The following is a 14,056-nucleotide window of genomic DNA, read 5'->3' as shown; positions in this document are numbered from 1 at the left end:
ACCGCATGCTCACCGCCGTCCCCTCCTCTCGCTCCGCACGCTCGGGGACGGGATCAGTCCTGCTCGTGCCGGGCAGCCTCCCTGGAACCGGTCCCCGAGCGAGGGAGCGCCAGCGACCGAGAGGAGGGGACGACACCGAACCCACGAGCACCCGGGCTCACCGCCGTCCCCTCCTCTCGCTCCGCTCGCTCGGGGACCGAAACAAGCCGGCTCCAGGCCGGGCTGCCTCCGTAGAGCCCGTCCCCGAGCGAGGGAGCGCCAGCGACCGAGAGGAGGGGACGACACAAAACCCGCCGACGACCACCGTGCGCCGATGAGGCGACCTCGGCGCCGCACGATGTTTCACGTGAAACACCCGGCGCCCGGCGTCAGATCATCGCCGTACGGTGCCTCGCACGACGCGGGTCGGCTCAGCGAGCAGACCTTCCCCCACGATCTCGACCCGGGCATCGGTGATCCCGAACTTCCGCAGAGGCTTCGCTGCCGCCTCGATCTCGTTCGCCGCCCCGGCGCCCTTGAGAAGGATCAGCTCGCCGCCGTCGCGCACCAGGGGAGCGGTGAGTGGGACGAGAGTGCGCAGGGCACTCACCGCGCGGGCGGTCGCGGCATCCAGGATCGGACCGCGCTTCCACTCCTCGGCACGAGCGCGCAGCACCTCGACGTTTGCGAGCCCGAGGGCCGCCACCTGCTCGTTCAGCCAGGTGACCCGGCGTTCCATGGGCTCGATCAGGATCCACTCCACGTCCGGCCGTGCGATCGCGAGCACGAGGCCGGGCAAGCCGGCGCCGGACCCCACGTCGGCGGCACGGCCCGAGAACAGCGGGGCCGCCACCGCGCTGTTGAGCACATGGCGGGTCCACAGCCGTGGGGGCTCGAGCGGGCCGATGAGTCCGCGTTCTTCTCCCTCGTCGGCTAGGGCTCGCGTGAACCGACGTGCCTGGTCGATGCGGTCGCCGAATATCTCCGCGGCGGCCGCCGGCTCTGCTTCGAAGTCGGCCATCAGCGTTTCACGTGAAACGTCAGCCGCGACGAATGACGGTGTGGCGGTCGGCGCCCTCGCCGTACGACTCCGAAACGAAGCCTCGCTCGGCCACGATGTCATGCACGAGCTTGCGCTCATAGCTCGACATCGCCGGCAGGGACGCCTGCGTCGCGCCGTCGTCGAGGCGGGCGATGGCGCGCTCGACAAGGGCAGCAAGCTGACGCTCGCGGGTGTCGCGGGATCCGCCGATGTCCAGGATCAGGCGCGAGAAGCGTCCGGTGCGGCTCTGCACGGCGATGCGGGTAAGCTCCTGCAGCGCCTGCACGGTGTCGGGCGCCGAGAGGAGCGCAAGCGACGCCTCGTCCTCGGCTTCGATCGACACGTACGCGCGGCCGGCACGGACGTCGAGAGCGAGGTCGCCATCGATGTCGGCGATGTCGAGGAGCTCCTCGATGTAGTCGGCGGCGATGTCGCCTTCCTGCTCGAGCTGCTCGACCGTCGCGGCAGCGCGCTCGGGGGCGACGGATTCGATGGGGTCGGTGGTGGTCATCTGGTCCTCGATGATCTGCGAAGGTCTGCGGGGGTTCTGCGGAGTTCTGCGGAGTTGTGCGGGGGTCTGCGGTGCTGATGTCGGGCGTGGGGTCACCGGCCGCCGTCGACCGGTGTGACCGGGTCAGCCGGACGACGAGGAACGTCGCCGCCCGGCCCGCGATCAGGTGTTCGCCGTTCCGGGCTGCTTGCCCGAAGCCCCACCTGAGCCGCCCGTGCCGGGCTTCGGCGATCCGCCCTTCTGGCCCTGCTTCTTCGCGCGCTGCTTGCTGACCGGCTGCTGACGCTTCGGAGCGGCGGCGCGAGCACGCTCGGCCTCCTCGAGGAGCCGCTGCTGCTCGGCCTGGTACTTCTCCATGGGGACGACCTTGCCCGAGGAGTCGATCGCCTTGCCCTTGCGGGCCAGGCGCTCCTCCCGGGCCTTCGCCGCTTCCGAGCCGGGGGTGGGCATCTCGCGAATGACGAGGAACTGCTGGCCCATCGTCCACAGGTTCGAGACGAACCAGTAGATGACGACGCCGAGCGGGAAGAAGACACCCGAGAAGACGAAGGCGAACGGAAGGATGTAGAGCATCACCTTCTGCATCTGGTACGCCTGGCCGGTCTTGGCCTCGGGGGACAGGTTCTTCGAGATGATCTGCAGCTGGGTGAAGAACTGCGACACGATCATCAGGACGACGAGCGTCAGGAGGATCGCGATCGCCGCCGTGTTGCCGGTGTTGAAGGCGTCGATGAGCGTCTCGTGCAGAGAGGCCACGCCGAAGAGCTTCGCGTTGTAGAAGGACTGGGTCAGCTCCGCGTTCAGCAGGCCGACGCCGCCGATCCCCTGGCGGGCGTGCCGGGAGACGTCGTTGAGCACGCTGAAGAGCGCGAAGAACACGGGCATCTGCACGAGGAGCGGGAGGCAGCTCGACACCGGTGTCGTCCCGTGCTTCTTGTACAGGGCCATCGTCTCGCGGCTCATGGCCTCGCGTGACAGCTGGTCCTTCTTGCCCTTGTACTTCTCCTGAACTTTCCGCAGTTCAGGGGCGATTTCCATCATCTTGCGCTGGCTCTTGATCTGACGCACGAAGAGCGGGATCATCGCCGAGCGCACGACGAGGACGAGGCCGATGATCGCCAGCACCCACGTGAGGCCGGCGCCCGGCGGAAGACCGATGAAGGTGAAGAGGGCATGCCACGCGACGAGCACGAGCTCGACGAGCCACTTCAGCGGCCAGAGGATGATGCCGATGAGATCGAAGCCCCCGCCGGCCTGGGGCGCGGGGGTACTGGAAGCTAGCAGAAGCAGATCCTGCACGGATCAGTCCTTTCTCAGGGGCACGACGAAACCGTGCGGGGTCAGGTCGTAACGGAACCGCCGGTGTGGCGGGACGTCATCGATGCCGCCCTCTGCCCATGGGTGGCAGCGGGCGATCCGGGCCGCGGTGAGGGCGCTGCCCTTCAGAAGTCCGTGCTGCTGCACGGCACCGACCGCGTAGGCCGAGCACGACGGGTAGTACTTGCAGACATCTCCATACGTGTGCGAGATGGTGGCGCGATACGCGTGCAGGAGAGACAGGCCGAGGTTGCGGGGGATGAGCGGCACCGCAGCAGGAACAGTGGATGCCTCGAGCCGGCCCTCGCCGACGGCATATGCCGGCAGCACGCTCATGCGGCCGCCCTTCGGGCCAGGCAGCGCTGAACTTCGTCACGCAGTTCGGAGTAGTCCGCGCCGGCCGCCGAAGGGAGCGCGCGGATCACGACTTCCGCACCGGGTCGGACGTCGCCCAGGGCCTCGCGGCAGACAGCCTTCAGCCGTCGGCGCACGGTGTTGCGCACGACGGCTGATCCGACCTGCTTGCTGACGATGAACCCGAACCGGGCCGCACCGGAGTCGGCCGAGGTCATGACGTAGGTGACGGTGTGCGCGGCCGCGCAACGGCGTCCCCGACGGACGACGGCCTTGTATTCCGCTCCGCGGGTGAGTCGGTTCGGCCTCGCCAGCACCGCTGGGTGTCAGGCCGAGAGCTCGGTGCGCCCCTTGGCGCGACGAGCCGAGAGGATGGCGCGACCGGCGCGGGTGCGCATGCGGGCACGGAAGCCGTGCTTCTTGGCGCGACGACGGTTGTTGGGCTGGAAGGTGCGCTTGCTCATGGATTCGCTTCCGGATCAGGGTGTCACCGGGACGCTCAGACCGGAGACAAGGGTTACAGGGACTGCCGCGAGGGCATAAGTCAACCGATTAAGGCTACGTCGAGTCGCCTGAGAACTCAAACCGGGCTCCGGGCCTGGCATTATGCACAGCCGATCCGCCCACGCTGGCACCGACACGCCCGTCGCTTTACAGTGGGGTTTGCTCGACAGACCCGTGGGAACTAGCGTGGCTCCGGCAGTTATCCACAGGCACGGGATGCCACTCTCCCTGAGCCTGAGGCGCATCGATCTACCCGGGGGGGCCATGGCTCAGCACGACATTCCAGATGTTCCCGTCTGGGCGGCTGTGCTGGATGAGCTGACGGTCGACGATCGCGTCACTCCACAGCTCCACGGCTTCCTCAACCTCGCCGTGCCCCAGGGTGTCATGAGCGGGACGCTCTACCTCGATGTGCCCAACGACCTCACGGCCGCTCAGATCAACAAGCGCATGCGGGCCCCCATCATGGAGGCTCTTTCGCGCGTCCCGCAGGCCGATCCGGTCGCGACCACCTTCCGCGTGGTAGTCAATCCCGACCTCGCCGATCAGCACCTGACGGTGCCCATCCCGGTCCAGACGCCGGGACATAGCGCGGTGGCTCCCGCTCCCGCGCCCACCGGGGTCATCCGTCCCCGCATCGACGAGCCGGTTGACCTGACCTCCGCGCGCACCGATTCGCGGCTGAACCCGAAATACACCTTCGACAACTTCGTCATCGGCCAGTCCAACCGCTTCGCGCATGCGGCCGCGGTCGCCGTCGCCGAAGCACCGGCGAAGGCCTACAACCCGCTCTTCATCTACGGTGACTCGGGCCTCGGCAAGACACATCTGCTCCACGCCATCGGCGACTACGCGATCAGCCTGTATGCCGGCATCCGCGTGCGCTACGTCTCGAGCGAGGAGTTCACGAACGACTTCATCAACTCGATCGCGAACAACCGCGGCTCCGCATTCCAGGCGCGGTATCGAGACGTGGACATCCTCCTCATCGACGACATCCAATTCCTCCAGGGCCGCGCCGAGACGCAGGAGGCGTTCTTTCACACCTTCAACACGCTGCACGACCACGACAAGCAGGTCGTGATCACCAGCGACGTCCCGCCCAAGCACCTCACCGGCTTCGAGGACCGCATGCGCAGCCGGTTCGAGTGGGGGCTCATCACCGACGTCCAGGCGCCCGACCTCGAGACGCGCATCGCGATCCTCCGCAAGAAGGCGCAGTCCGAGCGCCTGCACATCCCCGACGAGGTGCTCGAGTACATCGCGACCGTCGTGTCGTCGAACATCCGCGAGCTCGAGGGCGCTCTCATCCGCGTCTCGGCGTTCGCGAGCCTCAACCGGTCGACCCTCGACATGTCGCTCGCGCAGACGGTGCTCCGCGACATCGTCGATCAGGACGACGCGAACGTCATCTCGCCGACCGACATCATCACCGCCACGGCGGCCTACTTCAAGCTGTCGGTCGACGACCTCTACGGGTCGAGTCGCTCCCAGGCGGTCGCCACGGCTCGCCAGATCGCGATGTACCTCTGCCGCGAACGCACAAGCCTGTCGCTGCCCAAGATCGGTCAGCTCTTCGGCAACCGCGACCACACGACGGTCATGTATGCCTACAAGAAGATCAGCGACCTCATGAAGGAGCGCCGCTCCATCTACAACCAGGTCTCCGAGATCACCGCTCAGCTCGGCCGCAACGGCCGCTGACGTCGCGCCGACGAGCCTCCGGCCAGGAGGTGCGTCCGGCGTGCCCTGGGTACGGGGACGGGTGGATGCCGCGTCGTCGCGCCGGTCGGAGCGCTCGTCGACGCGAGCCGTCATATGCCTCAGAAAGTGCTTGACACTCGCCCCGGGACCGCGCCATTATGCACGTTCTTCACAGTGTGGAAAACCTGTGGATAACTCGGATCTGCTGCGGAAAGGTGTGAACAGCACCCGAACGCCTGTGGACGGCCGCCGCTCGCGATGAGGACGCGCCGACGCCCGGCATCCGCACAATCCGCACGCGTTCCACATCTCACACGTGTGTAGTTCCCATGCCCCGGCACGGATCGGCCGACTTATCCACACTTTCCACAGCTGTTAACACCATGACGAGAAATTCTGAGAAGAGAACGATCCGATCACCTCGACGCGTCGGCGACGGGTCTTGGGGTGGCGCTCCGCGAGGGCACTAGCATGGGTAGCCCAAGCCCCACGGACGTCAAGGGAGCGGCATGAGGTTCCACGTCAATCGCGATGTCTTCAGCGAGGCGGTCTCGTTCGTCGTGAAGCTGCTCCCGCAGCGCAACCCCCAGCCGATCCTGGCCGGTGTGCTGATCGAGGCGAACGACGAGGGCCTCTCGCTCGCGGCATTCGACTACGAGGCCTCCGCCCGGACCACGATCGAGGCGACCGTCGACGAGCCCGGCACGATCCTCGTCCATGGGCGGCTGCTCTCCGAGATTGCCAGCCGTCTGCCGAATGCACCCATCCAGATCGCGGTCGATGACGACGGCGGCATCCTGCTGACGTGCGGGTCGGCGCGGTTCACCCTGGCATCGATGCCGGTGCAGGAGTATCCGGCCATCCCCGAGGTCTCGGGCGACTCCGGTCTCGTCCCGTCGGAGGACTTCGCCACGGCGATCGCCCAGGTGGCCTTCGCCGCCTCGCGCGACGATGTCACGCCGGTGCTCACGGGCGTGCAGCTCGAGGCGTCGGGAACGCAGCTGAGCCTCGTCGCGACGGACCGCTACCGCGTCGCCCTTCGCGAGATCCCGTGGGACGGGGGGTCGGCCGCATCGGACGAGCCGACCACAGCGCTCGTCCCCGCGCGCACGCTCACGGAGGTCGGCAAGACGTTCTCGCACAGCGGCGACATCTCCATCGCGTTCTCGGGCTCGGGCGACCGCGAGATCATCGCCTTCACCGCCGGCAACAAGACCGTCACGTCACTGCTCATCAAGGGCAACTTCCCGCCGGTCCGCCGGCTCTTCCCGGACGCGACCGAGCACCACGCCGTCGTGAACACCGCCGAGCTCGCCGAGGCCGTGCGCCGCGTGTCGCTCGTGCTCGACCGCAGCGCGCCGCTGCGCTTCACATTCACCGCCGAAAGCGTGTCGATGGATGCCTCGGGCACCGAGCAGGCGCGCGCGTCGGAGTCGGTCGATGCCACTCTCGTCGGCGAGGAGGTGACGCTCGGGCTCAACCCGCAGTACCTCTTGGAGTCGCTCGGCGCGGTGCGCAGCGAGTTCGCACGCATCACCTTCACCTCGAGCGAGAACGCCAACAAGCTCAGCCCCGTGCTCATCACGCCGCAGACCTCGGTCGACAAGGACGGCGAGGGCTCCTTCAAGTACCTCCTGCAGCCCAACCTCCTGCTGCGCTGACCCGGGGGCCCGGCTCTCAGGTCCGGGGGCGGAACTAGGGTTGAGGCCGTGATCGTGGAGCAGCTCAGTCTCGTCGACTTCCGCAACTACGCGGCGGCCGACATCACGCTCGCTCCGGGCCCCAATGTGTTCATCGGTCGCAACGGCCAGGGGAAGACCAATCTGGCCGAGGCGATCGCCTTCTTCGCCACGCTCGGCTCGCATCGCGTCTCCAGCGACGCCCCGATGGTCCGTGACGGAGCGGATGCCGCGATCGTGCGAGCACGGCTCTCGCACGGCGAGCGCCGCGTGCTGTTGGAGGCCCAGGTCAACCGCGCCGGCTCCAACAAGGCGCGCGTCAACGGGGCGGCGGTGAAGACCTCCGAGCTCCCGCGATATGCGCAGGTCGTGCTCTTCGCGCCGGAGGATCTCCAGATCGTCCGCGGCGACCCTTCGGCCCGGCGCCGCTTCGCCGACCAGCTGCTCGTCCAGCGCGCTCCGCGCATGAGCGGCGTGCTCGCCGACTACGACCGGGTGCTCAAGCAGCGCACCGCACTGCTGAAGTCGGCGCGGGCGCGCGGCATCCGCGGCGACGCCCTCTCGACGCTCGACGTGTGGGACGACAAGCTCGTCGCGCTCGGGACGCAGGTGATCGAGGCGCGCCTCGCGCTCGCGGACGAGCTCGCGTCCCCGCTCGCGGCCGCGTACGCAGCCATCGCCGGCGCCGACCACCGGCCGGAGCTGCGGTGGGCGCTGTCGGTGGGGGGATCCGACCCCGAAGAGGACGACGCTGAGGACGATACGACGGATGCCGCGGCCTCCACCGGCGTCGCCGACGTGTTCCGCGCAGCGCTCGCCACGCGTCGCACGGCGGAGCTGGACCGCGGCCTCACCCTGGTGGGACCGCACCGTGACGACCTCGTGCTCCGCGTCCGCGGCCTGCCGGTCAAGGGATACGCGTCGCACGGCGAGTCGTGGTCGGTCGCGCTCGCGCTGCGCCTCGCCTCGGCCGAGCTTCTGCGCGCGGAGTCCCGGCTCGGTGATCCCGTGCTCATCCTCGACGACGTCTTCGCCGAGCTGGACAGCGAGCGACGCGCTCGCCTGGCGGACCTCGTCGGCGGCTACGAGCAGGTCGTCGTCACGGCGGCGGTCGAACAGGACGTCCCGTCGGTGCTGCGCGCGCACGTCGTGCGCGTCGAGGCGGGCAGGATCCTGGAGTCGACGGATGCCTGAGGCCGACGCCGGGGACGTGCCCGAGACGATCGCCACCTACCTGCGCCTGCGCGGGCTCGAGCCTTCGGCGCGGGCATACCGCCGAAGGCGACGCAGGCAGGACGACGACGAGAACGCCCCGTTCACCTCCGGTCGCGACCCGCGCGGAGTCGGAGACGTGCTGTCCGCCCTCACGCGGGAGTCGGGCTGGGACTCGCAGCTTGCCCGCGAGGACGTCGTGCGCACGTGGGACGAAGTGGCCGGAGCGAACACGGCTCAGCACACGCGCCCCGTGGCCTTCTCCGACGGGACGCTGACCGTCCAGGCCGACTCCACAGCGTGGGCGAAGCAGCTCCAGCTGATGCGCGCGCAGATCCTCTCGGAGATCGTCCGGCGCTATCCGGAGGCCGGCGTCGAGACGATCCGGTTCATCGGCCCTGACGTCCCCTCCTGGAAATGGGGTCCCAGAGCCGTCCCAGGCCGCGGTCCGCGCGATACCTACGGCTGAACCACATCCCGACTTGTCTCGCGAGTTTTCCGGGCGCCACAGGGGCGCACAGCCGCCGGGCGGGACCTCTCCTTGATAGAATGGAGAGACCCCGACGACCGACCTGGAGCGCTCGAGAACCTATGACGTCTGTGAATCCCGAAAGCGTTGCCGGGGAACCCGGATCGGCCAGCCGCACCACCCCGCTCAGCGATTACGGAGCCGACGCCATCCAGGTGCTCGAAGGGCTCGAGGCGGTTCGCAAGCGCCCCGGCATGTACATCGGGTCGACCGGACCTCGTGGCCTGCACCATCTCGTCTACGAGATCGTCGACAACTCCGTCGACGAGGCGCTTGCCGGATTCTGCGACCGCATCGAGGTCACCCTGCTCGCCGACGGCGGCGTCCGTGTCGTCGACAACGGCCGCGGCATCCCTGTCGACATGCACAAGACCGAGGGCAAGTCCACGGTGGAGGTCGTCCTCACGGTGCTGCACGCGGGCGGCAAATTCGGCGGCGGCGGATACGCCGTCTCCGGTGGCCTGCACGGCGTCGGCTCTTCGGTCGTGAACGCGCTCTCGACGCGCCTCGAGGTCGAGGTGAAGCGCCAGGGCTCGGTGTGGCGCCAGTCGTACCGCGACGGCGGCGTCCCGATCTCGCCGCTCGAGCAGGGCGAGGAGAGCGAGGACACCGGCACGGTGATCACGTTCTGGCCGGATCCGGCGATCTTCGAGTCGGTCGAGTTCGACTACGACACGCTGCGCACGCGCTTCCAGCAGATGGCGTTCCTCAACAAGGGACTGCGCATCGACCTGACCGACGAGCGCCCCGGCGAGGCGATCGAGACCGAGATCGAGGGCGAGGTGCGCTTCACGCAGCCAGCGGATTCGTTCCTCTATGAGCGCGGGCTGGTGGACTACGTCGAGTACCTCAACAAGACGCGTCACGCCGATGTGGTCAACGACCAGATCATCGAGGTCGAGTCCGAGGACACGGACCGCAAGATCGCGCTCGAGCTGGCGATGCAGTGGACGACGAGCTACACCGAGAACGTCTTCACTTACGCCAATACGATCAACACGCACGAGGGCGGCACACACGAAGAGGGGTTCCGCGCGGCGCTCACGACACTGGTCAACCGCTACGCCCGCGCGCAGAACCTCCTGAAGGACCGCGACGACAACCTCTCGGGCGAGGACGTGCGCGAAGGTCTGACCGCCGTCATCTCGATCAAGCTCTCCGAGCCGCAGTTCGAAGGACAGACCAAGACGAAGCTCGGCAACACCGAGGCCAAGGCGTTCGTGCAGAAGGTCGTCGGCGACCAGCTCGGCGACTGGTTCGACCGCAACCCTCAGCAGGCGAAGCTCGTCGTGCGCAAGGCGATCGACGCGGCCACCGCGCGCTTGGCCGCGCGGAAGGCGCGCGAGACCGCCCGCCGCAAGAGCGTCTTCGAGTCGGCCTCGATGCCCGACAAGCTCAAGGACTGCACGAGCAAGGACCCCGCGATCAGCGAGATCTTCCTCGTCGAGGGCGACTCCGCCGGCGGCTCGGCCGTGCAGGGACGCGACCCGCACACGCAGGCGATCCTGGCGCTGCGCGGCAAGATCCTCAACGTCGAGCGCGCGCGGCTGGACCGTGCCCTCGGCAACAACGAGATCCAGGCGATGATCCAGGCCTTCGGCACGGGCATCGGCGAGGACTTCGCGGTCGAGAAGGCGCGGTATCACAAGATCGTGCTCATGGCGGATGCGGATGTCGACGGCCAGCACATCACGACGCTCCTGCTGACTCTCCTCTTCCGCTACATGCGCGGACTGATCGAGGCCGGCTACGTGTATCTCGCCATGCCGCCCCTGTACCGGCTCAAGTGGACCAACGCCGATCACGAGTACGTCTACAGCGACGTGGAGCGCGATGCCCTCCTGTCCGACGGCCTCGCCAATGGCAAGCGGATCCCGAAGGACAACGGCATCCAGCGCTACAAGGGTCTGGGCGAGATGAACGACAAGGAGCTGTGGGAGACGACGATGGACCCGCTCACGCGCACGCTCCGCCAGGTCACGATCGACGACGCCGCTGCCGCGGACACGATCTTCACGACCCTCATGGGCGAAGACGTCGAGTCGCGTCGCCAGTTCATCCAGAAGAACGCGAAGGACGTCCGCTTCCTCGACATCTAGCGTCGCGTCGCCCTGCTCGCGCCGACGGACGGCAGCAGAGCAGGACGAGCATGACGGCGCGCACCAACGGAAGAGAAACGCATGGCTGACGACAGCACCACCACCGAGGCATCCGGTCACAATCACGGCCACATCGAGCAGGTCGACCTGCAGGGGGAGATGCAGCGCAGCTACCTCGACTACGCGATGGCCGTCATCGTCGGTCGCGCGCTGCCCGACGTCCGCGACGGGCTGAAGCCGGTGCACCGCCGCGTCATCTACGCGATGTACGACGGCGGCTACCGCCCCGACAAGTCGTTCTCGAAGTGCGCGCGCGTCGTCGGCGAGGTGATGGGTCAGTACCACCCGCACGGCGACGCTCCGATCTACGACACCCTCGTGCGCCTCGTGCAGCCGTGGGCGCTGCGCTACCCGCTGGCCCTCGGCCAGGGCAACTTCGGCTCACCCGGCAACATGGGGGCCGCGGCGCCGCGCTACACCGAGACCAAGATGGCGCCGCTCGCGCTCGAGATGGTGCGCGACATCGAGGAAGAGACCGTCGACTTCCAGGAGAACTACGACGGCCGCACCAACGAGCCCGTCGTCCTGCCGTCGCGGTTCCCGAACCTCCTCGTCAACGGATCCGTCGGCATCGCCGTCGGGATGGCGACGAACATCCCCCCACACAACCTCCGAGAGGTGGCCGAGGGCGCACTGTGGGCGCTCGAGCACCCGGATGCCTCGCGGGAAGAGCTCCTCGACGCGCTCCTCCAGCGCATCAAGGGCCCCGACTTCCCGACCGGGGCGCAGATCCTCGGCACGCGGGGCATCCACGAGGCCTATCGCACCGGCCGCGGATCCATCACGATGCGCGCCGTGGTCGAGATCGCGGAGATCCAGGGCCGCACGTGCCTCGTGATCACGGAGCTCCCCTACCAGGTGAACCCCGACAACCTCGCCCTGAAGATCGCCGACCTGGCGCGCGACGGCAAGATCCAGGGCATCGCCGACATCCGCGACGAGACCTCGGGCCGCACGGGCCAGCGCCTGGTCATCGTGCTCAAGCGGGATGCCGTCGCCAAGGTCGTGCTCAACAACCTCTACAAGCACACGCAGCTGCAGGAGAACTTCGGCGCGAACATGCTCGCGATCGTCGACGGCGTGCCGCGCACGCTCTCGATCGACGGGTTCATCGCGCACTGGGTCGACCATCAGATCGACGTCATCGTCCGGCGCACCCAGTACCGCCTGCGCAAGGCCGAGGAGCGGATGCACATCCTGCGCGGCTACCTCAAGGCGCTCGACGCGCTCGACGAGGTCATCGCGCTCATCCGGCGATCGCCGACCGTCGACGAGGCGCGCGAGGGCCTGCGCAACCTGCTCGAGGTCGACGACATCCAGGCCGACGCGATCCTGTCGCTTCAGCTGCGCCGTCTCGCCGCCCTCGAACGGCAGAAGATCATCGACGAGGCGACCGAGCTCGAGGCGCAGATCACGGACTACCGCGACATCCTCGCGACGCCCGAGCGTCAGCGCCTGATCATCCGTGAGGAGCTCACGGCGATCGTCGAACGGTTCGGCGACGAGCGCCGCACCTCGATCGAGTTCGGGTTCGACGGCGACATGACCGACGAAGACCTCATCCCCGAGGAGGAGATGGTCGTCAGCGTCACGCGCGACGGCTACATCAAGCGCACGCGCAGCGACAACTACCGCTCGCAGCACCGCGGAGGCAAGGGCGTGAAGGGTGCGCAGCTGCGCGCCGACGACGTGGTCGAGCACTTCTTCGTCACGACGACCCACCACTGGCTCCTGTTCTTCACGACGAAGGGCCGCGTCTACCGCGAGAAGACCTACCGCGTGCCGGAGGCCGGGCGGGATGCCAAGGGTCAGCACGTCGCGAACCTCCTCGCCCTGCAGCCCGACGAGGAGATCGCGCAGATCCTCGACATCCGCGATTACCGGGTCGCGACCTACCTCGTGCTCGCCACCCGCGGGGGCCTCGTGAAGAAGACGCGGCTCACCGAGTACGACACCAACCGCCAGGGCGGCGTCATCGCGATCAAGCTCCGTGAGGACGACGAGGTCGTGAGCGCCCTGCTCGTCGACGAGGGCGATGACCTGCTCCTCGTGTCGCGGCACGGCATGTCGCTGCGCTTCACCGCGACCGACGACGCCCTCCGGCCGATGGGCCGCTCCACCGAGGGCGTGAAGGGCATGGCCTTCCGGGGCGATGACAGCCTGCTCTCGGCATCCCTGGTCGACCACGACGGATTCGTCTTCGTCGTGACCGAGGGCGGCTACGCCAAGCGCACCGAGGTCGACCAGTACCGCGGGCAGAGCCGCGGCGGTCTGGGGATCAAGGTCGCCAAGCTGAGCGAAGATCGCGGCGACCTCGCGGGCGGTCTCATCGTGTCGGAGGACGACGAGGTCTTGGTGGTTCTTGCCAGCGGCAAGGTGGTACGCTCTGCCGTGGCCGAGGTGCCCGCCAAGGGCCGCGACACCATGGGTGTCGTGTTCGCCCGCCCCGGCGGAGACGATCGCATCATCGCGATCGCCCGCAACGGCGAGCGTGGCCTGGCCGTGGAGGCAGAGGGCGGCGCCGACCAGGAGTCCGCCGAACCTGAGGCTTCCCCCGAGACCCCCGAAGGAAGTACTGACGCATGAGCACGGTAGCCGACAAGCTCGCGAAGAAATCCAGCCACAAGACCAGCGCCAAGCAGGTGCGCCTACGCCTGGTCTACGTCGACTTCTGGTCGGCCGTCAAGCTGTCGTTCCTGGCAGCCGTCGCGCTCGCGATAGTGACGATCGTGTCGTTCTTCCTCGTCTACATGGTCGTCCAGACGACCGGTCTCATCGGTCGCGTCGACGAGTTCTTCCAGAGCTTCTCGGACGGCGGCGTCTCGCTCACCGACTTCATCGGTCTCCCGCAGGTCATGGCGGTCGGCGCGATCGTGGCGATCCTCAACCTGATCGTCGTCACGGTGCTCGGCGCCGTCATCGCCGGCATCTACAACCTCGCCGTCAAGATCACGGGCGGTCTGCTGGTGGGCTTCACCAGCAACTAGGTCGCAGATCTCCGGGGATGCCCCGTCTCAGCGCGCGACGCCGAGGCGGGGCATCCGTTCGTCTCAGGCGCGTGCGACG

13 protein-coding genes are annotated in these 14,056 nt (G+C 68.0%); 7 read left to right on the top strand and 6 right to left on the bottom strand.

Annotated elements, in window-relative coordinates:
- Positions 1–373: 373 nt before the first annotated feature.
- The 6 genes from rsmG to rpmH all read right to left on the bottom strand — a co-directional run bounded on the left by rsmG (position 374) and on the right by rpmH (position 3,667).
- Positions 374–1,000 (bottom strand): 16S rRNA (guanine(527)-N(7))-methyltransferase RsmG, encoded by a 627-nt coding sequence (rsmG, locus tag EV279_RS02710; protein ID WP_133541395.1) that lies wholly within the window; start codon positions 998–1,000, stop codon positions 374–376.
- Between the two features lie 19 nt (positions 1,001–1,019).
- Entirely contained in the window at positions 1,020–1,532 is a 513-nt protein-coding gene (locus EV279_RS02705; protein WP_133541394.1) for a R3H domain-containing nucleic acid-binding protein, read from the bottom strand.
- Positions 1,533–1,694: 162 nt separating this feature from the next.
- The gene (yidC, locus tag EV279_RS02700; RefSeq protein ID WP_243728591.1) at positions 1,695–2,816 is read right to left on the bottom strand and encodes a membrane protein insertase YidC; all 1,122 of its coding nucleotides are present in this window, start codon (positions 2,814–2,816) and stop codon (positions 1,695–1,697) included.
- An 18-nt stretch (positions 2,817–2,834) separates the two neighbouring features.
- Positions 2,835–3,185 (bottom strand): membrane protein insertion efficiency factor YidD, encoded by a 351-nt coding sequence (gene yidD / locus EV279_RS02695; RefSeq protein ID WP_133541392.1) that lies wholly within the window; start codon positions 3,183–3,185, stop codon positions 2,835–2,837.
- Positions 3,182–3,520, bottom strand: a complete 339-nt coding sequence (rnpA, locus tag EV279_RS02690) for a ribonuclease P protein component (RefSeq protein WP_133541391.1) — start codon at positions 3,518–3,520, stop codon at positions 3,182–3,184. Before rnpA ends, yidD begins: the two co-directional genes overlap by 4 nt.
- 9 nt (positions 3,521–3,529) lie before the next feature.
- Positions 3,530–3,667 (bottom strand): 50S ribosomal protein L34, encoded by a 138-nt coding sequence (rpmH, locus tag EV279_RS02685; protein WP_022879826.1) that lies wholly within the window; start codon positions 3,665–3,667, stop codon positions 3,530–3,532.
- Positions 3,668–3,971: 304 nt separating this feature from the next.
- Between rpmH and dnaA the strand changes: the two genes are divergently transcribed.
- The 7 genes from dnaA to EV279_RS02650 all read left to right on the top strand — a co-directional run bounded on the left by dnaA (position 3,972) and on the right by EV279_RS02650 (position 13,977).
- Positions 3,972–5,411 carry a chromosomal replication initiator protein DnaA gene (gene dnaA, locus EV279_RS02680; RefSeq protein WP_133541390.1) on the top strand — a complete coding sequence of 480 codons (1,440 nt, stop codon included), beginning with the start codon at positions 3,972–3,974 and terminating at the stop codon, positions 5,409–5,411.
- A 509-nt stretch (positions 5,412–5,920) separates the two neighbouring features.
- The gene (dnaN, locus tag EV279_RS02675) at positions 5,921–7,072 is read left to right on the top strand and encodes a DNA polymerase III subunit beta (RefSeq protein ID WP_133541389.1); all 1,152 of its coding nucleotides are present in this window, start codon (positions 5,921–5,923) and stop codon (positions 7,070–7,072) included.
- A 48-nt stretch (positions 7,073–7,120) separates the two neighbouring features.
- Entirely contained in the window at positions 7,121–8,284 is a 1,164-nt protein-coding gene (gene recF / locus EV279_RS02670; RefSeq protein WP_133541388.1) for a DNA replication/repair protein RecF, read from the top strand.
- Complete coding sequence (locus EV279_RS02665) at positions 8,277–8,771, top strand: DciA family protein (RefSeq protein ID WP_133541387.1); 495 nt, start codon at positions 8,277–8,279, stop codon at positions 8,769–8,771. The genes recF and EV279_RS02665 overlap by 8 nt, the downstream gene beginning before the upstream one ends.
- A gap of 122 nt (positions 8,772–8,893) precedes the next feature.
- Complete coding sequence (gene gyrB / locus EV279_RS02660) at positions 8,894–10,930, top strand: DNA topoisomerase (ATP-hydrolyzing) subunit B (RefSeq protein WP_133541386.1); 2,037 nt, start codon at positions 8,894–8,896, stop codon at positions 10,928–10,930.
- A gap of 81 nt (positions 10,931–11,011) precedes the next feature.
- Complete coding sequence (gyrA, locus tag EV279_RS02655; RefSeq protein WP_133541385.1) at positions 11,012–13,576, top strand: DNA gyrase subunit A; 2,565 nt, start codon at positions 11,012–11,014, stop codon at positions 13,574–13,576.
- Positions 13,573–13,977: a DUF3566 domain-containing protein gene (locus EV279_RS02650; RefSeq protein WP_133541384.1), complete on the top strand. Its 405-nt coding sequence runs from the start codon at positions 13,573–13,575 to the stop codon at positions 13,975–13,977. Before gyrA ends, EV279_RS02650 begins: the two co-directional genes overlap by 4 nt.
- Positions 13,978–14,056: the final 79 nt, after the last annotated feature.

It is taken from the genome of Microbacterium sp. BK668 (assembly GCF_004362195.1).
In the GTDB taxonomy this organism is placed as follows: Bacteria; Actinomycetota; Actinomycetes; order Actinomycetales; family Microbacteriaceae; genus Microbacterium.
Note: the sequence above shows the minus strand (reverse complement) of the source record. Positions and strands in the feature narration are given on the sequence as shown.